18 protein-coding genes are annotated in these 22,362 nt (G+C 58.7%); 10 read left to right on the top strand and 8 right to left on the bottom strand.

From position 1 onward, the window contains the following. Positions 1–18: 18 nt before the first annotated feature. On the bottom strand, positions 19–1,203 hold the full coding sequence (bioF, locus tag CC94_RS0101595; RefSeq protein ID WP_031429583.1) for an 8-amino-7-oxononanoate synthase: 1,185 nt from the start codon (positions 1,201–1,203) through the stop codon (positions 19–21). A 180-nt stretch (positions 1,204–1,383) separates the two neighbouring features. Further along, complete coding sequence (gene bioB, locus CC94_RS0101590) at positions 1,384–2,385, bottom strand: biotin synthase BioB (RefSeq protein ID WP_031429581.1); 1,002 nt, start codon at positions 2,383–2,385, stop codon at positions 1,384–1,386. A gap of 59 nt (positions 2,386–2,444) precedes the next feature. Between bioB and CC94_RS0101585 the strand changes: the two genes are divergently transcribed. The 3 genes from CC94_RS0101585 to CC94_RS0101575 all read left to right on the top strand — a co-directional run bounded on the left by CC94_RS0101585 (position 2,445) and on the right by CC94_RS0101575 (position 5,179). Continuing rightward, positions 2,445–3,140, top strand: coding sequence for a ComF family protein (locus tag CC94_RS0101585; protein ID WP_031429579.1), 696 nt, complete (start codon positions 2,445–2,447; stop codon positions 3,138–3,140). After that, the gene (locus CC94_RS0101580; RefSeq protein ID WP_084675410.1) at positions 3,140–3,394 is read left to right on the top strand and encodes a hypothetical protein; all 255 of its coding nucleotides are present in this window, start codon (positions 3,140–3,142) and stop codon (positions 3,392–3,394) included. The genes CC94_RS0101585 and CC94_RS0101580 overlap by 1 nt, the downstream gene beginning before the upstream one ends. 213 nt (positions 3,395–3,607) lie before the next feature. Continuing rightward, entirely contained in the window at positions 3,608–5,179 is a 1,572-nt protein-coding gene (locus CC94_RS0101575; protein WP_245619689.1) for a glycerol-3-phosphate dehydrogenase/oxidase, read from the top strand. Here the strand turns inward: CC94_RS0101575 and corA are convergent. From corA to CC94_RS0101555, 4 genes are all read right to left on the bottom strand, one after another. Continuing rightward, complete coding sequence (gene corA, locus CC94_RS0101570) at positions 5,157–6,221, bottom strand: magnesium/cobalt transporter CorA (RefSeq protein WP_031429575.1); 1,065 nt, start codon at positions 6,219–6,221, stop codon at positions 5,157–5,159. The genes CC94_RS0101575 and corA overlap by 23 nt on opposite strands. Positions 6,222–6,226: 5 nt before the next feature. Beyond that, positions 6,227–6,868, bottom strand: coding sequence for a YchE family NAAT transporter (locus tag CC94_RS0101565; RefSeq protein ID WP_005373348.1), 642 nt, complete (start codon positions 6,866–6,868; stop codon positions 6,227–6,229). 66 nt (positions 6,869–6,934) lie between these two features. After that, entirely contained in the window at positions 6,935–9,622 is a 2,688-nt protein-coding gene (locus CC94_RS0101560) for an efflux RND transporter permease subunit (RefSeq protein ID WP_031429573.1), read from the bottom strand. A gap of 26 nt (positions 9,623–9,648) precedes the next feature. Continuing rightward, positions 9,649–10,779: an FAD:protein FMN transferase gene (locus tag CC94_RS0101555; protein WP_005373346.1), complete on the bottom strand. Its 1,131-nt coding sequence runs from the start codon at positions 10,777–10,779 to the stop codon at positions 9,649–9,651. A gap of 311 nt (positions 10,780–11,090) precedes the next feature. Here CC94_RS0101555 and CC94_RS0101550 point away from each other — a divergent pair, with 311 nt between their 5' ends. The 3 genes from CC94_RS0101550 (at position 11,091) to tatA (ending at position 13,831) form a co-directional block, all read left to right on the top strand. Continuing rightward, positions 11,091–12,428: a hemolysin family protein gene (locus tag CC94_RS0101550; protein WP_005373344.1), complete on the top strand. Its 1,338-nt coding sequence runs from the start codon at positions 11,091–11,093 to the stop codon at positions 12,426–12,428. A gap of 12 nt (positions 12,429–12,440) precedes the next feature. Further along, positions 12,441–13,505: an AI-2E family transporter gene (locus CC94_RS0101545; protein ID WP_005373342.1), complete on the top strand. Its 1,065-nt coding sequence runs from the start codon at positions 12,441–12,443 to the stop codon at positions 13,503–13,505. 116 nt (positions 13,506–13,621) lie between these two features. Further along, the gene (tatA, locus tag CC94_RS0101540; protein ID WP_005373340.1) at positions 13,622–13,831 is read left to right on the top strand and encodes a twin-arginine translocase TatA/TatE family subunit; all 210 of its coding nucleotides are present in this window, start codon (positions 13,622–13,624) and stop codon (positions 13,829–13,831) included. Positions 13,832–14,267: 436 nt separating this feature from the next. Here tatA and nhaD read toward each other — a convergent pair whose 3' ends face one another. Together nhaD and CC94_RS0101530 are read right to left on the bottom strand one after the other, a co-directional pair. After that, on the bottom strand, positions 14,268–15,935 hold the full coding sequence (gene nhaD, locus CC94_RS0101535; protein ID WP_005373338.1) for a sodium:proton antiporter NhaD: 1,668 nt from the start codon (positions 15,933–15,935) through the stop codon (positions 14,268–14,270). Between the two features lie 148 nt (positions 15,936–16,083). Continuing rightward, a complete protein-coding gene (locus tag CC94_RS0101530) occupies positions 16,084–17,265 on the bottom strand; it encodes a cation:proton antiporter (RefSeq protein WP_005373336.1) in 1,182 nt (393 codons plus the stop codon). A gap of 329 nt (positions 17,266–17,594) precedes the next feature. Between CC94_RS0101530 and CC94_RS0101525 the strand changes: the two genes are divergently transcribed. The 4 genes from CC94_RS0101525 to CC94_RS0101510 all read left to right on the top strand — a co-directional run bounded on the left by CC94_RS0101525 (position 17,595) and on the right by CC94_RS0101510 (position 22,362). Continuing rightward, the gene (locus tag CC94_RS0101525) at positions 17,595–18,335 is read left to right on the top strand and encodes a dihydrodipicolinate reductase C-terminal domain-containing protein (RefSeq protein ID WP_005373335.1); all 741 of its coding nucleotides are present in this window, start codon (positions 17,595–17,597) and stop codon (positions 18,333–18,335) included. A gap of 131 nt (positions 18,336–18,466) precedes the next feature. Beyond that, the gene (locus CC94_RS0101520; protein WP_005373332.1) at positions 18,467–20,611 is read left to right on the top strand and encodes an HAD family hydrolase; all 2,145 of its coding nucleotides are present in this window, start codon (positions 18,467–18,469) and stop codon (positions 20,609–20,611) included. A gap of 19 nt (positions 20,612–20,630) precedes the next feature. Continuing rightward, on the top strand, positions 20,631–21,485 hold the full coding sequence (locus CC94_RS0101515) for an HAD-IIB family hydrolase (RefSeq protein WP_031429566.1): 855 nt from the start codon (positions 20,631–20,633) through the stop codon (positions 21,483–21,485). After that, positions 21,475–22,362 carry a carbohydrate kinase family protein gene (locus CC94_RS0101510; protein WP_005373329.1) on the top strand — a complete coding sequence of 296 codons (888 nt, stop codon included), beginning with the start codon at positions 21,475–21,477 and terminating at the stop codon, positions 22,360–22,362. Before CC94_RS0101515 ends, CC94_RS0101510 begins: the two co-directional genes overlap by 11 nt.

Genomic DNA, 22,362 nt, shown 5'->3' with positions numbered 1-22,362 from the left:
TAGGAAGTTCAATGCCGTTCACGGCGCCGTATCCGTATCGTTTTTAGCCTTGAGTCGGTCCAGTGCATCCAGCAGCCTGTCGACCTGCGCTTCCTCATGGGCCGCGGAAAGCGTGACTCTGAGCCGCGCGCTGCCTTGCGGTACGGTCGGCGGCCGGATCGCGCCGATCAAAAAACCCGTTGCGAGCAGTGCTTCGCTGAGCGCAGCGGCTTTCCGGCTGTCGCCGATCAGGATCGGCTGGATCGGCGAGGGAGACGGCATCGGTTCGAGGCCGATCTGTGCGGCGCCGTGCCGGAAGCGCTCGGTCAGGATTTTCAGCTTGTCGCGCCGCCAGGTTTCGGCATGGGCAAGCCGCAGGCTCGCGCGTGTCGCTTCCGCGACCGCGGGCGGCAGCGCGGTGGTATAGATGTAGGTGCGCGCTTTCTGGATCAACAGTTCGATGAGGGCGTCGGAGCCGGCCACGAAGGCGCCGAAGGTGCCGAACGCCTTGCCCAGCGTGCCGACCAGCACCGGTACGTCGGTTTGATTCAGTCCGAAATGTTCGAGCACGCCGCCGCCCCGTTCGCCGAGCACCCCGAGGCCGTGCGCATCGTCGACCAGCAGCCAGGCGCCGGTTTCTTGCGCGAGTTCGGCGAGGGCCGGCAGCGGCGCCAGGTCGCCGTCCATGCTGAAGACGCCGTCGGTCACGATCAGTTTTTTGCCGCCGGCGCCAGACATTGCGCTTTTCAGGTGTTCGGGGCCGGCATGGCGGTAGCGCTTGAAGCGCGCGCCCGACAACAGGCCGCCGTCGATCAGCGAAGCATGGTTCAGGCGGTCTTCGAACACCGTATCGCCGCGGCCGGTCAGCGCGGCAATCGCGCCGAGGTTTGCCATGTAACCGGTCGAGAACAGCAAGGCCCGTTCGCGGCCGGTAAACTCGGCCAGTTCCTCTTCGAGCGCGTGATGGGCCATGCTATGGCCGCAGACCAGATGCGCCGAGCCGCTGCCGACGCCGTAGCGGTCGGCGGCGTTTTTGAAGGCGCCGGTCACCTCGGGATGATTCGCGAGGCCCAGATAATCGTTGCTGCAAAAATTGACCAGTTCGCGGCCGTCGGCCGTCAGATGCACGCCTTGCGGTGAGGCAACGATATGCCGTCTGCGGAATAAGCTTTGTGCGGCTATCGCTGCGAGCGTATGTTCGACATCGGTCTCGAAGGCGTTCATTCGGAAATATTGTTGGCAAGCGTAGGGCGGATGCCGTCAGGCGATCCGCCAACTGGCAATTATCACCGGCGGAACCGCTATCGCGTTCCGCCTTACTCGGGTTGTCGTTAACCCTGCATGAGTCCTCAAATGTGTTGGGTTGTAACCCAACTTACCTTTGAACCCTCGGGGCGATGGCCGTTATTGATGCGCGTAGTTGGAACCGCCCATATGCACGCCGAGCCGTTCGAACAATGCCTTGTCGCGGTTCGTCATCGGGTTGTCGGTGGTCAGGAGCTTGTCGCCGTAGAAGATCGAATTGGCGCCGGCCAGAAAGCACAACGCTTGCATTTCGTCATTCATTTCGGTGCGGCCCGCCGACAGGCGCACGCGCGATTTCGGTATCATGATCCGCGCGACCGCGATCGTCCGGATGAAGACGAACGGATCCAGCGCTTCGGTGCCCATCAGCGGCGTGCCTTCGACCTGCACCAGCATGTTGATCGGCACGCTTTCAGGGTGCGACGGCATGTTCGCCAGCTCGATCAGCAGTTTGGCGCGGTCGTCGTCGCTTTCGCCCATCCCGACGATGCCGCCGCAGCAGACATTAATGCCGGCGTCGCGGACACGCGCGAGCGTGTCGAGGCGGTCTTGGTAGGTGCGGGTGGTGATCACCTCGGAATAATACTCTTCGGACGTATCCAGGTTGTGATTGTAGTAATCGAGGCCGCCTTCCTTCAGGCGCGCGGTCTGTTCGTCGGTCAGCATGCCCAGCGTAACACAGGTCTCCATGCCCAGCGCTTTGACGCCCTGCACCATTTCGACTACTCTCTCGATATCCTTGTCCTTCGGCCTGCGCCAGGCGGCGCCCATGCAGAAGCGGCTCGCGCCTTCCGCCTTGGCCCGTTCCGCGGCTTTCAGGACCGCATCGACCGGCATCAACGCCTCCGGCTTCAGGCCGGTATCGTAACGGGCGCTTTGCGGGCAGTAGCCGCAATCTTCGGAGCACGAGCCGGTCTTGATGCTCAACAGGCTGCTGACCTGCACTTCGTTCGGGTCGAAGTAGGCCCGGTGCGCGCATTGCGCCTTGAAGATCAGATCGTTGAAGGGCAATGCGAACAGCGCGCGTACTTCGTCGAGTTGCCAGTCATGGCGGACCGGTGCGGCGGCTTCGAGGGCACTGGAGGCAGGAAGGGCGGTCATGCGAAAAATCTCCGGGTAGGGCTGAATTGAAAACCGATCCACTCAATTCTCTAAAAAGGGTGAACAACTGGCTCGATATTATACAGCAACTGCTGTTTCCGCCAACCTGTGTCCTGTGCGGGAGTGCGGGGCAGACGGGGCGTGATCTTTGCTTGCCGTGCCGGGAGCAATTGCCGGTCAATGCCTGCTGTTGCCCGCGCTGCGCAAATCCGCTGGCAGCGGCCGATGCGGACCGGCTTTGCGGGCGCTGCGTTGCCCGCCCGCCTGCGTTCGATCAGGTGTATGCGCCTTTTCTGTACCAGGAAGGCATGCGCCATCTGATCACCGGCCTGAAATTCGGTTCCCGCCATGCCCATGCGCGTTTGCTCGGGCAGCTGCTGGCCGAGCATGTCGGCCGGCATGCGTTGATGCCCGATTGCATCATGCCGGTGCCTTTGCACAGGGCGCGCTACCGAAAGCGCGGATTCAATCAAGCGATCGAGATCGCCCGGCTGATCGCTTCCGAAACCGGGACTCCGCTCGATCTCTACAGTTGCCGGCGGCGGCGCGCTACCCCGCATCAGGCCGGCCTGACTTCCAAACAGCGGCAGAGAAACATCAAAAGTGCGTTTGAACTGATTGTGCCGGTTCATTACCGGCATGTGGCGATTCTCGACGACGTAATGACGACCGGTTCCACCGTGCAGGAGATGGCTTTGCTGCTCAAGCGGCAAGGGGTCGAACGCGTCGATGTCTGGGTTTGCGCCCGCGCCTGATGTGTTATGATCAAATCCACGAAAAACACGAAAAACACGAAAAACACGAAAAACACGAAAAACACGAAAAACACGAAAACACGAAAAACACGAAAAACACGAAAAACACGAAAGGCGCGAAAGGCGCGAAAGGCGCGAAAGGCGCGAAAGGCGCGAAAGGCGCGAAAGGCGCGAAAGGCGCGAAAGGCGCGAAAGGCGCGAAAGGCGCGAAAGGCGCGAAAGGCGCGAAAGGCGCGAAAGAGTGTCGTGCTTAGGGGCGGAAAATGTATGGCTGCTTTTTTGAGCCGGTCTATCAAGAGCGCAGGGAATATCCGAGAGCGCCTGGTTTGCCGATCGGCTTGAGCCGCTATCCGAAAGCGACGGTTGAATGGATCAAGCTATGAAATCTTTCGTGCCTTTCGTGTTTTTCGTGGACAATGCACGGTATCAATGATGAGGTATTTACGGCGGCTGAGGCAATGAATCGGATGATGACGCGCGATTTTTCCCGATTGAACGGGCCGATATTCGATGTATTGGTTTGCGGCGGCGGCATTTACGGCGCCTGGACCGCGTATGATGCGGCCCTGCGCGGCTTGAAAGTCGTCTTGATCGACCGGGGCGACTGGGCGAACGCGACGTCCAGCGCTTCGAGTAAGCTGGTGCACGGCGGCCTTCGCTATCTCGAAAATTTCGATTTCAAGCTGGTGCGCAAAACGCTGGCCGAACGGCAGATGCTGCTGGCCGCGGCGCCGCATCGGGTGCGGCCGTTGCGTTTCGGCGTGCCGGTTTACCGGGGCGGCCGGCTGGACCGCTTTCGGTTGGCGGTCGGCCTGACGCTGTATGACGGGTTGGCCGGCGCGATCGGCGGGGGCCAGGGTTTTCGTTATTACGGCGGACGCAGGTTTTCCGGGCGCTTTCCGTTTTTGCGCGCCGACGGTTTGAAAGCCGGATTTACCTATCTCGACGCCCAGACCGACGATGCGCGGCTGGTGCTGGAGTTGGTGGCCGGTGCGCAAAGCGCCGGCGCGGTCTGTGTCAATTACTGCGAAGCGGGCGATTTTCTGGAGCGGGACGGCAAACTTTCCGCCACGGTCGTGACCGACCGGACGACAGGCGAAAGCATGGCCGTGCAGGCGCGGCACTTCGTGAATACGGCCGGGCAATGGGCCTTCCGGCTGCAGCAAGGCCGGCAAAACTACCGCCTGAGCAAGGGCGTGCATCTGGTGCTGCCGAACCTGTTGGGCAATGAGGCCTTATTGCTGACCGCAAAGGCCGACGGCCGGGTATTCTTCATGATTCCCTGGTACGGACGGACGCTGGTCGGCACGACCGATACCGACTATGCGGGCGATGTCGACGCCGTAAAAGTCGAAGCGGAGGACATCGATTACCTGTTGAACGAAGTGAACCATTTCGCTCGCAATACGCATTGGGCGAAAGACGACATCATCGGCGCTTTCGCGGGACTGCGGGTCCTGAAGGCAAGCGATGCGTCCTCCCCGTCGGCGGTCAGCCGCGACTGGGAACTGCAGGCGGCGCCGAACGGGCTGTTGACCTCGATCGGCGGCAAATTGACGTCGGCCAGAAGCGACGCGGCAGAGATCGTCGACCGGCTTTGCGGTGACTTGGGTAAACCGGTACGCTGCGCGACTTTCGGCAAGCCGCTGCCCTGGGCGCCAGAGGGGGATTTTCCGGCTTGGTCCGCAGCGATGATCCGGCGCGCCGTTGCACTGGGCATCGACCGCGAAAGCGCCGACTGGCTGCTGTTCCGGTACGGCAGCCGCGTCCCGGAAATCTTCGACCAGTGCGGGAAACGGCCCGGCTCGGCGGCGCGGATCGTTGCGGACGCGCCTTTTATCGTTGCCGATTTGCTGGTCTGCGCACGCACCGAAATGGTCGTGCGTCTCGAAGATCTGCTCCGGCGCAGGCTGCCTCTGCTGATTCTGGCGAAACTGGCGCCGAAAGAGGTCAGGCGGATTGCGGAAACGATTGCGCCGGTTCTGGGCTGGGATCAGGAAAGGATCGAGGCGGAACTCAAAGCCATTTGCGTTTCTTGAAGAATAGCAGCAGTACGCCCGAGATGGCGATAAACACCGCCCACAATACCGGATAGCCCCATTTCCATTTCAGTTCGGGCATGTATTCGAAATTCATTCCGTACACGCCGGCGATGAAAGTCAACGGAATGAACAGCGTCGCGAACACGGTGAGCACTTTCATCGTCTCGTTCATTTTGTTGCTGATGCTGGACAGGTAGATATCGAGCATTCCGGAAATCAGGTCGCGGTAGGATTCCAGCGCCTCGATGATCCGGAGCGCATGATCGTAGACATCGGTGAAATAATGTTGGGTACGTTCGTGCAAGAGCGGCGATTCGCTGCGGTGAATCGCCGTCAGCAGTTCCCGGAGCGGGGAGATCGATCGGCGCAGATAAATCAATTCGCGTTTGATTTTTTGAATCGTCGCCAGGGTGCAGTGGGTCGGATTGGTCAGGAGCTCGTCTTCGACCGTTTCGATCAGTTCGTCGAAAGCATCCTGCAGCGCGAAGTATTCGTCGATGACCGTATCCATGATTACGTAAGCCAGATAGTCGCCTTTCTGGGTGCGTATGTGGCTTTGCGGTACGTTCAGCCGGTTGATGATCGGGTCCAGGATCGTGTCGGACTTTTCCTTGAAGGTGAAGACGATATTGTTCAACAGCAGCAGGCTGATCTGCTCGTACTCGACCGAGGCATCGCCGTTCTGCAGCGCGATCGCCTTGAGTACGATATACAAATAATGCTCGAATTCCTCGAATTTGGGCCGCTGGTGCGTATTCAGAATGTCTTCGAGCACCAGAGGATGAATATTGAAATGCCGGCCGATTGTCTCGACGACCGAGACATCCTGCAGGCCGTTCACGATGATCCAGGTGACCGTTTCGGGCGTGTCGTACTGCGGGATCTCGTCCGTTGCGGCGAGTGTGCGTATTTCAAGTAGCGAGGCGTTGTAATTGATTACCGTAATGCTCCGGATGTGATCGTGCACTTCGCCGACATGCACGAGCGAGCCGGGCGGCATGCCCGATTTTTCGGAAGCGTAGCTTAACGATTCGATCATGCGCGTCAAAGCGGGGCGGACAAAACCGGAAACAGACCTTTCAAGCCGCTCGCCATGAACTCGATCGCCAGCGCCGACAGGATCAGGCCCATCAGCCGGGTAAAGACATTGATGCCGGTTTGCCCCAGGTGCCGGGTCAGCCAGGGAATGAAACGGATGACGGCCCACAAGATCAGCACGACCGCGAGAATGTCGAGGCTGATCAGCAAATAGTGTTCGATGCCGTTACCCATTTGCGCATACAGGATCACCGCGCTGATCGCGCCGGGGCCGGCCAACAGCGGCATCGACACCGGCACGATCGCGAGCGAGCGGTGGTTTTCGAGCGCTTCGGCTTCCTGGCGGTTATGCACCGTTTCGCTGGTTCTCGCCTGCAGCATCGAGAGCGCCATCAGCATCAGCAAAATGCCGCCGCTGATTTTAAAGGAATTGATGCTGATCCCGAAAAAATGCAGCAGATCCTCGCCGACGAACAGCGCGGCCAGCAGGATCGCCGCGACCGCCAGCGCGGCGGTGCCGGCGATCGAATTCAGTTCGTTCCGGTCGCCGCGCGCCGTCAGGCCGGCAATGATCGGCATGACGCCGACCGGATCGACCACCGCCAGCAGCGCAATGAAGATTTTGATATAGTCGCTATAGTCGAGCATCGTTTATCTTCCCCCGGGCGGCTTGCGGTGCAGGATCGTAAATGGAAACGGGATGACGCTTCCCGTCTAGGCCGTTTCCGGCAGTTTGACCGCGGGATGGGGTATTCTGTGTTTGAATACCAGTTTGCTCAGCGCCGGCAGAATCACGAACGTACAGGTCATGATCCAGAAGATTCCGATCGTGATCACCAGGCCCATGCTCGCGATGCCCTGATGCGGCGAAAACGCCAGCCCCGCGAAGCTCGACGCGGTGGTCAGCGCGCCGTAGAACATCGCCCGCGCGGTGCTCGACTGGTAGATGTTCTGCTCTTCCGACAGCGAGTGATGCAGTTTTTCGACCATGTGAATGCCGTTGTCGACGCCGAGGCCCAGGAGCAGCGGCAGCGCGATGATATTGGCGAAATTGATCGGCGTGCCGGTCAGCACCGTGCTGGCCATCGTAAACAGCCCGGCCAGAATCAGCGGCGTCATCACCAACACCGTATCGATCACGTTGCGGCGGATCGCCATCAAGAGCAGGGTGATCGTGATCAGCGCGATGATGATCGCTTCCTGGAAGGCGTTGATCACTTCCTTCATCGACTCCCAGTACATGATCGGCAGATCGGTGGTTTCCGGCGCGATTGCCTGCACGTCGGTGATGAATTTCGCCATGTTGTCGAGATTGTTCAGATCGTATCTGGGAATGATCTGAATCCGGTACAGCCCGCTCTTGCTGAGCCATCTTTCCCTGATGTCCGGCGGCACGTCGGCGAGCGTGACCTCGCTCGCGTTCAGGCTCGCGTAGAGTTCGTTCATCACTTTCGGCAGCGTGCCGAGCAGCGTGATCTGCACCTGTTCGATGAACTGGTCGCGGCTGGTGATCTGTCTTGCGTCCAGCTCGATCAAAATGTCGCTCAATTCCTTTCTCAGCGTGGTCAGCGACTCGACTTCCTTGGCGTTGGTTTTTTGAGGCAGCACCGTGTCGATGGCCCGGATCAGTTTTCCGATGCCGTTTTCCGGAGCGCGATCGGGCTGCAGCTCGGGGAATCGCTGCGGCTGGGCGCCAAGTATCAGAGCGATTTCCTCGATGATCGCCAGTTTGTCTTCCTGGTTTTCCGGCACGAAATCGAACAGGCTGATCGATTTATCGACCGTATCCACTTTCGCGAGCTGCCGCTGCAGCGCCTTGGTTTTGTCCGCATCGGGCGCGAGGATGGTCAGGGTCATCGGCGAAGTGTCCTTGTCCTTCATCAGATCTTTGAACGCGATCACCGACTCGGTTTTGGGATCGCGCAGGTTCAGCGGATTGAAATCGGTTTCGACCTGAAAGACCAGCACGATCGACAACAAGGTCAGCAATCCGGTCACGATCGCAATCGGTTTGGCATAATGCAGGGTCAGATTGGCCAGCCTCTCGGCCAGTCTGGCCAGTGCCGGATGCGTATTCATGGTGTCGGCGGGAACCGAAACCGGCACGAATTTGAGCAGCAGCGGCAGAACGGTCAGCGTGATCAACAGGCAGATGAACAGGCTGGTCCCGGCCAGGAGGCCAAGTTCGGACACGCCTTTGTAATCGGTCGGTATGAAAGCGTACAGCCCGATCGCGGTGGTGCCGGCGCACAACAGCAGCGACGGGCTGGTGCTGAGCAGGGTGCTGCGGATCGCACGGACCTTGTCGATGTGGTGGCTCAGGTTGTCCCGGTAGCGCAGGCAGAAATGGATCGCATATTCGACGCCGAGGCCGATGTTCGAAACCGCGAACGCGACCGAAATCAGGTTCAACTGCTTCACCGAAAGGGCGGCGAAACCGCCGCAAAACACCATGCCGAGTGCCAGAGTGAACAGGGTCGCCAAGGTCAGGGCCAGCGAGCGGTAAGCGGTCAATAAAATAGCGAAGACCAGCACTACCGAAAAAATGCTGGCGTTGAAGGTGCCGGTACTCATGCCGAGGAGTTCGTCGTCTTCGAGGCCGACTTCGCCGGTCACCCAGACTTTGACTTTCGGCAGGTTCGGTTCCTGAATCGATTCGGCCGCTTTCCGGATCGCTTCGATCGCGTTTTCGGCGGGCCGTATCGACGTGTAATCGAATTTGGGCAGCACGTTGATGAAACCTTTGTTCGCGCTTGCCTGGGTGATTTTCTGTTCGGCGATCAGGTTTTCCCAAGACAACAGGCTGTCTTCGCCGTTGACGCGTTTATGCAGGGCGGTGTTGATTTTGTCGATCAGCGAGGTCAGATCGATCGGTACGGACTGGTCCTTGTTCGCGGAGGTCAGCGCCTCTTCGAGAATCGAGAAAAAACCGGTCAGGTTCGGCTCTTTCGAGATGCGGCCGATAAAAGGCTGGGCCTGCGACAGGCTGTCCGACAGGGTTTGCAGGTCGTCCTGCCCGAGATAGAGCAGGCCGTTGCGGTGAAAATAGTCGTTGTCGTTCGGCACGTATACCGAATCGAAATGGGTTTTGTCCGCGCTCAGCAAGCGGCCCAGGCGCTTGGTCGCCGATTTGGTCAGTTCGGGCACGTCCGATTCGACGACCAGCAACAGCGTATGCATATCCTGGGAGAAGTTTTGTTCGAACTTGCGGCGGTTTTGTTGAAACGGCGCATCGGGCGCGATCAGTTCCGCGGTATCGGTATTGATGCTCAAATTGTTGGCGGTGTATTGCACGACCAGGCCGACCAGCAGGCAGATGATCAGAAAAGTTTTGAACGGATTGCCGAGGATACGGTTGCCGACAGCGGAGATGATTTTCTGTAGGTTGCTTGTAGAAGACATTCAGCGGGTGTCCTTATTCCGAGCGCTTATGGATGGGTGACGAGATTGGACGCAGCGAACGAGTCCGATTGCGATTCAACCAACTGATCGTTTTGCAGCCGTATGAACAGGGCGGCGAGATGTTCGGCATTGGCGGTTTTGAGTCCCTGCGCCTCGCCGAGGCACAAGAGGGCCGTGGACCAGGCGTCGGCGACGGTCGGATCGGGATGGGCGACCGTCACCGAAACCAGGTCGTGCGTGACGGGCCGGCCGGTGCGCGCGTCCAGGATATGGCCGTAGCGCCGGCCGTCGGCGTCGAAATAGTGTCGGTAAGTCCCCGAGGTCATGATCGCGAGCGGCGACGCTTTCGGCATCGCCAGAATCTTGTGCAGCGTGTGCTCGCCGGGCAGGGGTTTTTCGAGGGCGATGCGCCAGGCCGTCTGATCGGGCTTCTGGCCGCGGGTTTTCAGTTCGCCGCCGATTTCGACCATGTAGTCGCCGATCCCGTGTTTTTCGAGCACGCGGCTCAGGCTTTCCACGCTGTAGCCCTGCGCGATGGAAGACAGGTCTGTCTGCAGTGTCGCCTGTTTCTTGCCCAGATGGGTATCGTCGACAACGGTCAGTTTCTCCATGCCGATCTGTTTTAACGTGTCGGCTATCGCTTTGTCATCCGGAACGGCCGGCGTTTCGCCGTTGAACCCCCACAACGTGAATAACGGTTTGATCGTCAGGTCGTAGCAGCCTTGCGAAGCTTTATGGACCGTTTCCGCGATTTTCACCAATTGCACGATTTCGGGGCCGACTTCCTGGCTATCCGTCGTGGCATGGCGATTGAACGATTCGATGACCGAATCGGGGCGGTAATTGGAAAGAAGTTTATCGAGGGAGGCGAATTCATCGGCGACCGCTTTCTTGACCGCCTGGGCATCGACCGGGGCGGGAGACCAGTAACTGATATGATAGCTGGTGCCTTGCGCGAAGCCTTTCAACTGCTGCACGGGCGGCGGTTGCGTGCAGCCTGCGGCCGCGATGAACAGAAAGGCCGTGATGATGCCGGGCCAACCCGGCGGAAAACGCCGACGGCGCGGCTTGCGTGAGGAAGCACTGAATCGAGCGGGAAATGAAGGTGCTGCAAAATCTCTCGGGGCGTAATCGCGGCATGGTGCTGGTCTGATCATTCGGCAGATATTAATACGAAATAGAGTTGGATACGAGCTTTGGACGGACGCAAAACGGGGCCGGTTTATCGCAAAAAGCGGGGGTGAGTCGGTTTCATTCGAGTCCTCGCATTTGGCCGTGGGGTTTATTATAATCCGAACGGTCTTGGGGGATTTTAAAAATTGGCGTTCGGACAGGCGCAACGCCCATCGAACGATTGTCTACAGACTTGTATGATGGCGGGAAGCCATGCCCATCCTTTCCAATCTCCGCGGCCTTCGGAAGGTCACTCCGAAAAACTCGAAAACGAGTTTTTATCTTTTATGAATATATGAATAATCTGTTTTTGATTGCGATCGCCGTTTTGCTCGTTGCCCTGAACGGTTTTTTCGTGGCGGCCGAGTTCGGGTTGGTCAGGCTGCGCCCGACGCGCATCCGCGCGATTGCGAAAACCCAGGGCTGGCGCGGACGCATGCTCGCGAAAGTTCATGCGCATCTGGATGCGTATTTGTCCGCCTGCCAGCTCGGCATTACGCTCGCCTCGCTCGGCCTCGGCTGGATCGGCGAGCCGGCATTCGCCGATCTAATTTTGCCGGTATTGAGCCTGATGGATCTGCATTCGCCGGAGATGGTACACAGCATCGCTTTCCTGATCGCCTTTTCGGTCATTTCCGTTCTGCATATCGTTGTCGGAGAGCTGGCGCCCAAATCGCTTGCGATCCGCAGCCCGGAAAAGACCGGCCTGATCAGCGCCGCGCCGCTCTATGGATTCTACGTGCTGATGTACCCGGCGATCCGGCTGTTGAACTGCAGTGCGAATCTGACTCTGCGGCTATTCGGAATCAAACAGCGTGACGGGCACGATCCCCATTACACCGCCGAAGAGCTGAAGCTGATCCTCCGAAGCAACCGCAAGGGCGGCACGTTTACCCGGGAAGAATGGAGAGTGCTCGCGAATACGCTCGATTTCGGCGAATTGCAGGTTTCCGACCTGATGCGTCCTCTGCATGAAATGGCGGCGCTCCATGCGAAGAAAAGTTTGAACGAAAATTTGCGGTCCGTCTGTCAAAAGCGTTTTAGCCGTTATCCTTATTTCGACCGGAACGGCGTGGACGTGCTGGGATTGATTCATTTGAAGGATTTATTTTTCGCGCAGCAGCAAGGCAGGCCGATCGACGATCTTCGCCCGTTCCTGCGCCCTGTTCATTATGTTTCCGCGCATACGCCGGCGCTTGAACTGTTCCGCCATTTTCGCGCCGGCGCCGCACACTTCGCCATTGTCGGCCGGAAAAACCGGATGCCGCAGGGTTTCATTACGCTGGACAATTTATTGAGCGCAATGGTCGGCGAGATTCGCGACGAATTCCGCCCCAACATTGCAGAATGGACCCGGCTCGATGACGGTACGATCGTGGCGAAAGGCAGTCTGGCGATTTTTTCGCTGGAACGGATTCTGGGTATCGATATCGAAAACGAAGAACTCGAACTCGAAAACGAGGTGTCGGTCGCCGGTTTGATTCTGGCCAAACTCGGCGACATACCGGTCGAGGGGCAGCAGATCGAATTCAGTCAGTTCGATGTCGTGATCGACAAGATGCAGAACTCGCGAATCGAGCAAATCCGTATTTTTCCGACCAACACGGAAAGTCTTGAGCTCCCTCCGGAATGAGGCCGTCGTCCGATGTTAAACGAATTGCTGCCCGACAAGCCGACCCGCTTCCTGATACCCGGCATTTTGCTGGTCGGCCTGTTGTGGTTGAGTTACCTGGTGCTGCGCGAGTTCTTGCAGACGATCGCCTGGGCTTTGATCGTCGCCTATGTGATGTGGCCGGCCTACCTCAGGCTCAGGGGCAGGTTGGGGTGTCGGAACACGTTGAGCGCCGCGGTGATGTCGTGCATTATTTCCGCAGTGATCCTGCTGGTGCTGTACGGGCTGGTCGATGTCTTGCAGGAGGAGCTCAGGACCATGTATCAGGTGGTCGCGAACAACCTGCAGAATCCGTCTTACCGGATGCCCTCGCTTCTGGCCGAGATTCCGTGGGTCGGTCCTCACCTGCAGGAGGAGCTGGATCAGTTTATCGGTGACCGCGCCGGGATGGCCGCGCAGGTTTCCAAATGGGTGCAGCAGTGGCTCGGCGACGCGGCCCGGTTCATCGGCGGGATCGGCCAGTATGTGCTGAAGCTTTCGGTGATGCTGGTCATGCTGTTTTTTTGCTTCCGCGACGGGGAAACCGCTGTCGAGCAGCTGCAGCAGGGGCTGGTCCGATTTCTGGGCAAATACCAGCACGTGTATCTCGGCGCCGCCGGTTATACGACCCGCGCGGTCGTCTATGGCTTGGTGCTGGCCGCCCTGGCGCAAGGTATCGTGGCGGGCTTCGGCTACGCCTTCGCCGGGGTCAGGGCGCCGGTCATGTTCGGCGCGGTCACCGCGTTGCTGGCGCTGGTGCCGATGGGCGCGACGCTGGTCTGGGCGCCGCTGGGATTGGGCTTGATCGCCACCGACCATCTCTGGCAGGGGCTCGGGCTGATCATGTGGGGCGTGCTGGTCGTCAGCACGGTCGATAATGTGATCCGCCCTTTGGTGATCAGCGGCGCCAGCCGCGTGCCGTTCCTGATCGTGATGTTCGGGGTTCTGGGCGGGTTGTCCGCCTTCGGCCCGATCGGGCTGTTTTTGGGGCCGGTGATTCTGGCGGTGCTGCTGGCGGTCTGGCAGGCCTGGATCCAGCAACAGCGGTTGGAAGAATAGCGCGGCGCGGTTTACGCGCGCTACGGTAAAATACGGTCCATATTCCGAATATTGCCGTATTTGCAGGAAATCCGCCGGATCGTCGGCGATTCTTAACTTCACTTAAGGCGATAAAGATGGGAATCAGCGTTACCAAATTGTTAATCGTACTGGGCATTGCGGTGGTCTTGTTCGGCACCAGGCGCCTCAGAAACGCCGGGGCCGACATCGGCGCGGCCATACGGAATTTTCGTTCGGCGATCAAGGAGGGCGAAAGCGAGACGCACGAAAGCGAACAGGATTCGTCTGTCGAAGGCGAAGCGGCCGGGCGTAAAAAAGAAGACTGAAATACGGATTAAGAGCTAAAGGTTGTTATGCTGTGAAAGCAGCCTATATAAAATCCCCCTATCCCCCCTTTTTCAAAGGGGGGAGCGGCATTCCTTTTTCAAAGGCGGAAAGCGGCATGCTCAAAGGGGCGAGGGCAGGAGTCGCTTCAACCGTGGCCAAAACGACATCTTCCTTTGAAAAAAAGGGGCCCCAGTGCTTCACTCATTTCGCAAACGGGAAGACGACATCCCCCCTTTGAAAAAGAGGGTAGGGGGGATTTGCTCTGCAAATAGTGGGTGGGGACAGTGCTTAATTCGCATTGAAGTCTTCTTCCCCAAAGGCCGCCCTGGCTGCGTTGATAGTATGGCTCCGCTGCGGTTAACCGAACGGCAAGGCTACCTTTCCTGGCAAATCGGCCGTGGCGCCGGCTTGAACGATCCGGCGCCGCGGGGACGGTTACTCTATGAAATAATGCCCGTTGATCAGGAAATGGGCGCCGATACTCGCGAAAAATCCCAAAACGATCGCCGGCGTCCACTTTAAATGGCTGGTGAACGTGTACAGGCCTTTGGTTTGCCCCATCAGCCCGACGCCGGCGGCCGAGCCGACCGCCAGCATGCTGCCGCCGACCCCGGCGGTCAAGGTGACCAGCAGCCATTGCCCCTGCGAAATATCCGGCGCCATGGTCAGCACCGCAAGCATGATCGTGCCGTTGTCGACGAACGCGGAAGCGAAGCCGACCAGAATGTTCGCGATGGTCGGGTCCATGCCGGTGTACAGATACTGCGAAGTCAGTTCCAGATAACCGATAAAGCTGAGTCCGCCGACCGCCACCATCACGCCGTAGAAAAACAGCAGGGTATCCCATTCGAGATTGGCGACCTTGGTAAATACGTCGAAAGGTTCGTTCAGTTGTTCTTCCCGGTCATGCTCCCATTTTTCCATCCGGTGCATGATCTTCATCGGGCCGAAATAATCGATATAGCCTTCCTTGACTACGGTCAGGTCTTTGACCGCCAGATCTCTTTCGGCTTGCATTTCGAGCTGGTATTCTTCAGTGTCTTTTTGAGAATGAATGAGGCCAGCAGGGATTTTTTGCAGGTAATAGCTGAAGAATTTCAGATAAGTCAGACCCATCATCATGCCGGCGGTCGGCGGTAGGTGCAGGAAGTTCTCGAAGCAGGCCGAAGTCATGATCGTCAGGATGAACAGGACGATGATCGCGATACCGCCGCGCTTCATCGGTTGCGACTCTTCGATCGGAACGGGACAGGCCTCCGGGATCCAGAAATACATCAGCGCGGCCGGCACGATGAAATTGACCAGCGCCGGGATCAGCAGCGAAAAGAAGTCCGCAAAAGGTACGACGCCTCTCTGCCAGACCAGCAGCGTCGTGATGTCCCCGAAAGGGCTGAACGAGCCGCCGGCATTCGTCGCCACGACCACATTCACGCAGGACAGCGAGACGAAACGCCGGTTGTCCTTACCCATCGCCAAAATGACCGACCCCATCAGGAGCGCCGTGGTCAGGTTATTACAGGCGGAAGAAATGAAAAATGAAAGAAAGCCGGTAATCCAGAACAATTGCCGGTAGTTGAAGCCTTTATTCAACAGCCAGACCCGCAGGCGTTCGAATACGCCGCGGTCTTCCATCGCATTCAGGTAGCTCATCGACACTAGAATGAACAAAAACAGTTCGGCGTACGCTTCCAGCGTGGTGCGGAAAGCGGCCCCGGCCTGTGCGGTCATATCGCCGTGTGCATAGATGCCGGCGATGATCACCCAGATCAGACTGGCCGCAAACACCATCGGTTTCGATTTGCGCAGATCGGTGATCTCTTCGAGCATCGCAAGGATGTAGGCGATCACAAACAGCAATACAACCAAATAGCCGCCCCAATGATGAGTCAAGTTCAATGATTGGTCGGCGCTGGTTTCGCCCGTCTGGTCGATTGCAAACGAGAGAGTGGGCAGGAGCAGTCCGAACACGGTTAGGATGGCTTTGCAAAGCGGCGGAAGACGCGTTGCGGCTTTGGTTCTGCGGTTCCGGCAGCAATGGTTGAGTAAGTAAGAATAGGAGAGAAGAGCGAAAGAAAACAAGCAGAACACAATGTAAGAATCCATAACCCGATAAGTATAATCGACAGAAATACTGGGTTTATTATATAAAATTGCGGCTTGTGCGTCATGTGATTAACCGCGCCCGCCAAGGCTTCGCGTTCCCCCGCGGGGTTAAAGCGGAGGCTGCGTGATCCGTTTCATCTTTGGTTTTTTATGGTTGGTGAAACAAACTGAATTTTCCGCGCAGTTTTACGGCGAGAATAGGGAACAGCAAAACCGAAACCATGCCGGCGCTGACCAGGATCGCCGCCCTGTCCGGCTGCATGAGCCCCGAGGAAACGCCGATTTCGCTGATGATCACGATCAGCGGGAGTCCCGTGGCCGAGTAAAACGCGAAAGGCAGCCGCTCATCGGGAGTCAGTTCCTTCTTGTAAAGTACGAGCGGAACGCCGCGCACCAGGACCAGCAAGCCGGACAGCAACGCCACTTGCAACGGCGCCAACGGCGCGGACCATAAGGCGCTGACATCGAAATTCATGCCCGCGACGATAAAGAAGATGGGGATCAGAAAGCCGTAACCGATGGCGTCCAGTTTTTGCAGCAGCAATTCCCCTTGTTTCCCTTTAATGACGAGTCCTGCCACTATGCCGGCCGCAAAAGCGCCCATCACGATATTCAGGCCGAATTCGGCGGCGAGCGCGACGAACAGAATCTGCAGCAGTATGCAAATCCGCACCGGAAGCTGGCCGCTGCTTTGCATGGTGCGCTTCATCATTTCGATCAAGCGCATCGAACGCGCATTCAGGGCGAGATTCGCCGCGATAAAAGCGATAATGATGAACGTCACCATGAACAGCCCGTGCAGGAACGTGTCGTGCGTGGGAATCAGCAGCAGCGAAATGATCATCAACGGGCCGAATTCGCCGGCTGCGGCGGCGGCCACCATATAAGTGCCGAAGGCGGAATCCAGTTCTCCCCGGTCGCGCAGGATCGGGGCCAGGACTCCCAACGCGGTGGTGGACAAGGCGACCGCGGCGAGTAACGGCGGCGCTTGAATCAACCCGATCATGCTGAAAATGAACATGCAGGCCAGGGCCACGAACAGCGAAAGAAACCAGCCGCCGATCGCCAATACCGCAGGTCTGCCGCGGATCTTGTCAAAGTCGATCTCAAGCCCCACCATGAACAAAAGAAACGCCAGACCGAGTTCCGCCATCGTCGCGATCATGCCGTCCGGACTGGCCAGGTGGAGCATGTGAGGACCTATCAGGATCCCCAGCATGACTTCGAGAACCACGACGGGCAAGCGGAAGCCGGTGGGCAGTTCGGCCAGGAGCGGCGCGAGCATCGCGGCGAAGGCAATCAGCAGAAGTTCGGAAGGATAGGCTTCCATGGCGGCACTCCGGAAGAGGTTAATGACGATCGATGGGACCGAAGTTTAAAGGAGAAAGCAATCGGTGACCAATATTTTTTCGATATTTTTCCGCGTGCGAATTCGCCGGAAATGCCCGACTTCCGCACTTTTAGACGCCATGACTAGCGTAATTCAAGCCGTTTGCAAAAGGGCACGAGTTTGGCCTGCTCTTCATTATCGTGCTACCATCCCGATTGGCACAAACCACTGTTACAACGATCACCCGCTTGAAAGTTGCCTATTTATCAATAGTTTGGCTTTGATGTTGCGGCAATTTCCGGGAGGATGTGTACCAAAGGAGATTCTTCTTGATCCATAAAATACGAATCGGTCTGATCGGTTACGGTAAAACGGGTAAAGCCGTTGCCAATGTTTTTAGCTCGGATTCGCGTTTCGAACTGTGCTGGATTGCCCGGAGCACCGTCAGTGAAGGCGTTCAAACGCATCCGGACACTGCCGTTCCCATTTTCGGCATGGAGCGCCAATCGTTCGAGCGGCTGTTCGACAGTTATCCGGTCGATGCCATTGTGGATTTCTCTTCGGCGAAAGCCGTCCATCGGTACGGAGAACTGGTCCGTAAACGAGGCATGATGCTGGTGAGCGCGATTTCTTCCTATTCCGAAAGCGATCTGGCTTATATCCGCAGTCTGGCGCAGAGCGCGCGCGTCATGTGCTCTCCCAACATCACTCTGGGAATCAATCTCCTGATGATGGCGGCGAACCTGTTGCGCAAGGCCGCGCCTTTCGCGGATGTGGAAATCATCGAGCAGCATTTCAAGGAAAAACCCGAAGTTTCGGGTACGGCATTAAAGATTGCGGAAAATCTGGGTTTGCGGAAGAATCAAGTCACTTCATTGAGGCTCGGCGGGATTGTCGGCGAGCATGAAGTGATTTTCGGCTTCCCCCACCAGACCGTACGGTTGGCCCATTCGTCGATTAGGCGCGAGGCTTTCGGTGCGGGCGCCGCTTTCGCCCTTTCCCATTTATCCGTTTGCGGTAACGGATTTTACACCTTCGAAGATTTATTGCTGCGGGCGGCATACCGGTAGCTGCCGAAGCCGGACAACTTCCCGGAGAAGTCCGACAGCCTACAGGCGCAGGCAGTTTACAGTTTATAGCCGCCGAGCGGGCGGCGCCTTACTGGCCACCGTTTTGTCAACGGGATCGACAGTAGAAAGAAATGACCAAAAACAAAAAAAGCGAACCGCTGTATCTCGTACTGATCAGCGTGCACGGCCTGATTCGCGGCCGCGACCTGGAGTTGGGGCGCGATGCGGATACCGGCGGGCAAACCAAATATGTCGTCGAGCTGGCGGAAGCCCTGGCGAAACAGCCGGAAGTCGGGCGCGTCGATTTGGTGACCCGACGCATCATCGACAGCGAGGTTGCGCACGATTATGCGGAGGCGATCGAGCCCTTGGCGGACAATGCCCGGATCGTCCGCATCGCGGCGGGTCCCGAAGGCTATATCCGGAAAGAAGAGCTTTGGGACCATCTGGACTGTTTTGCCGACAATCTGCTCGGCTGGCTCCACAAGCAGCCCCGTCTGCCGGATATTCTGCACAGCCATTATGCGGATGCCGGCTATGTGGGCGTCCGGCTGGCGCATCTGACGGGGTTGCCGCTTGTTCATACCGGTCATTCCCTGGGGCGGGACAAGCGCCGCCGCCTCCTGGCCCAGGGGGCTTCGATGGCGGAAATCGAGCAGCGTTATCATATTTCCTGCCGTATCGGCGCCGAAGAAGACGCCTTGACCAACGCCGATCTGGTCATCACCAGCACGCAAAACGAAATCGTGGAACAGTACGAGCTTTACGACTGCTATACGCCGGAAAAAATGGTGATCATACCGCCCGGTATCGACCTCGAACAGTTTCATCCGCCGGCCTCCGCCGGCGAAGCAATCGCGTTTGCCAAGGTCCTGGAAAAGTTTTTGCACGCGCCGGAGAAGCCGATGATCCTGGCGCTGTCCCGGCCGGACGAACGGAAGAACATCGTCGGACTGTTGGAGGCCTTCGGCGAGTCGCCGCGTCTGCAGGAGGCGGCCAATCTCGTGATCATTGCCGGCAACCGCGGGGACATCCGGGAAATGAACGAAGGCGCGCAAGCGGTCTTGACCGAATTGCTGCTGGTGATGGACCGTTACGATCTGTACGGGCGCGTGGCGTTGCCGAAACATCACCATGCCGGCGAGGTCGCCGAGATCTATAGGCTCGCGGCCGCTTCGAAAGGGGTTTTCATCAATCCGGCCCTGACCGAGCCTTTCGGCCTGACGCTATTGGAAGCGGCTGCGAGCGGGCTACCGCTGGTCTCCACGGAAAACGGCGGGCCGGTCGACATCATCGGTAACTGCCGCAACGGCTTGCTGGTCGATCCCCTGGATAAATCGGCGATTGCCGAAGCCTTGTTGACGATTCTCAAGCATCCGAAAATCTGGAAGGCATTTTCCTCCAACGGCCTGCAAAACATTCGCCGGCGTTATGCCTGGAACACCCATGCCCAGACCTATTTGCGGCGCATCCAGCCTTTGACGGAGGGGAGGGACAGGCTGCCGAAAACCCCACCGGTCGCGATGGCCGGCCGCTTTCGGACGCGCGCCATTTTTACCGCACTCGACCGAACCCTGTTGGGCGATACGGAAGCCTTGGAACAGTTCATCAAGTTCGTCCAGGACAAACGCAAAAAATTCCTGTTCGGCATCGCCACCTGGCGGCGGCTGGATTCGGCGCTGGCGGTATTGAAAAAATACCGGATCCCGACGCCGGATATCCTGATCACCAGTCTCGGCACCGAAATCTATTACGCGCCGCAACTGATTGCCGACATCGCCTGGACGCATCACATCGACCATTTATGGACGCCCCAGGCCCTGCGCCGGATCATCGGCGAGCTCCCCGGCATCCCCGGCCTGGTGCCGGCCAAAGCCGAGCAAAGCCGCTTCAAGCTGTCTTACCACTACGACAGTGCCGCCGCACCGCCGATGGAAGACATTTTGATGGTGCTGCGTCAGCATGAAGTGTCGGTCAATCCCACGCTTTCGTTCGGCAAGTTTTTCGACCTGGTTCCGGCGAGGGCCTCCAAGGGCAACGCGCTGCGCTATATCGCCCGGCAATGGCAGATTCCTCTCGAACGGATTCTGGTGATGGGCGGCTCCGGAGCCGACGAAGACATGCTGCGCGGTAACACCCTCGGCGTCGTGGCCGCCAATGACAATCGCGCGGAGTTAGCGGCGCTCGGCGATCAGGAGCATGTTTATTTTGCCGAACACCCCTATGCTTTGGGGCTGCTCGAAGCGATCGAACATTATGACTTTTTTGGCCATTAGCCTGGGGATACGCAAGCTCATGCTTAAACGTCTCCTGATTTGCACCGACCTGGATCGGACTTTATTGCCGAACGGCCGCCAGCCGGAATCGCCCGGCGCCCGTGAGCGTTTCGCGTGCCTGGCGGCGCGGCCCGAAGTGATGCTGGCTTATGTCAGCGGCAGGCATCGGGCGTTGGTCGAAGAGGCGATCCGGGACTATGCGCTGCCGCTGCCCGACTGGGTCATCGGCGACGTCGGCACCACGATTTACCGTGTCCGGAGAGGAATATGGCGGCACTGGCCCGAATGGGAGCAGGATATCGGCAGCGATTGGCGCGGCCTGGAAGCGAAGGATTTGCGGCCTTTGTTCGCCGATCTGCCGGACTTGTGCCTGCAGGAAGAAGCCAAGCAGAACCGTTATAAACTCAGCTATTACCTGCCGCCCTACATAGACGCGGAGGCGCTACAGCAGGAAATGGGGCGGCGCCTGTGCGCAAGCAACCTGACGGCCGGCCTGATCCACAGCGTCGACGAACAAACGGGTACCGGTCTCCTGGATGTGTTGCCCGCGCGGGCGACCAAACTGCATGCGGTCGAATTTTTAATGCGGCATCAGGCTTTCGCCGTGGCCGATACGGTTTATGCCGGCGACAGCGGCAACGACCTGCCGGTGATCGTCAGCCCGATCCGCTCCGTCCTGGTCGCCAACGCCGCCGCCGACGTGGTCGAGAAGGCCGAAAGGCTGGCGGCGAAACAGGGATCGACGAACGCATTTTATCGGGCCCGGGGCGGATTCCTGGGTATGAACGGCAATTACAGCGCGGGGATCCTGGAGGGCGTCGCCCATTATCACCCTGACGCAGTGCTTTGGATGAAAGAAGACAATGAACGATAACCCGCCTATCCATGTTTTCGGCGAAGTGCTTTTCGACCATTTTCCCGACGGCAGCCGAGCCCTCGGCGGCGCGCCGTTCAACGTGGCCTGGCATCTGCAGGCACTCGGACAATCGCCCCGCTTCATCAGCCGCATCGGCGACGATCCGCCGGGGCGCGAAATCGCCGCCTCGATGGAAGCCTGGGGCATGAGCCGCGCGGACCTGCAAATCGACCGCGATCGTCCTACCGGCAGCGTCCGGGTGTCGATCAGGGACGGCGAACCGCATTATGAGATCGTTCCCGACGCCGCCTACGACTTTATCGCCGCCGGATCGCTCGCAGATAAAACCACAGAGGGCGTTTTGTATCACGGTTCGCTGGCCGTCCGGAACCCGGTCGCGCGGGCGGCGCTGCAGGCCGTCAAGGCCAGGCACCGGGGCAAAGTTTTCGTCGACGTCAATCTGCGGCCGCCCTGGTGGGACAGGGAAATTCTGCGGGCGTTGCTCGACGGCGCGGATTGGGTCAAACTCAACGAGGCCGAGCTGGCCGAACTGTGCCCCGAAAGCAGGGGCGGGCTGGAAGCGGCCATGGTGGCGTTTTACGAGCTGTTCGACCTGGAGACGCTGGTGGTGACCCGCGGCGGGAAAGGCGCGGTCGCCTGGGACAGGCGGGAGCGTTTCGTGGCCGTACAGCCTGCGGCCGGCACCGCCGTGGTGGATACGGTAGGCGCCGGCGACGCGTTCGTGGCGCTGCTTTTGTTGGGGTTGAACCGGCAATGGCCTTTGGAACTCACCCTGGAACGGGCGCAGTCCTTTGCCGGCGCGCTGGTCGGCAGGCGCGGGGCCACGGTTGCCGAGAAAGCGTTTTACCGCGCGTTCATCGACGAATGGAACTGA

Source organism: Methylomicrobium agile, assembly GCF_000733855.1.
GTDB classification, from domain to species: Bacteria; Pseudomonadota; Gammaproteobacteria; order Methylococcales; family Methylomonadaceae; genus Methylomicrobium; species Methylomicrobium agile.
Note: the sequence above shows the minus strand (reverse complement) of the source record. Positions and strands in the feature narration are given on the sequence as shown.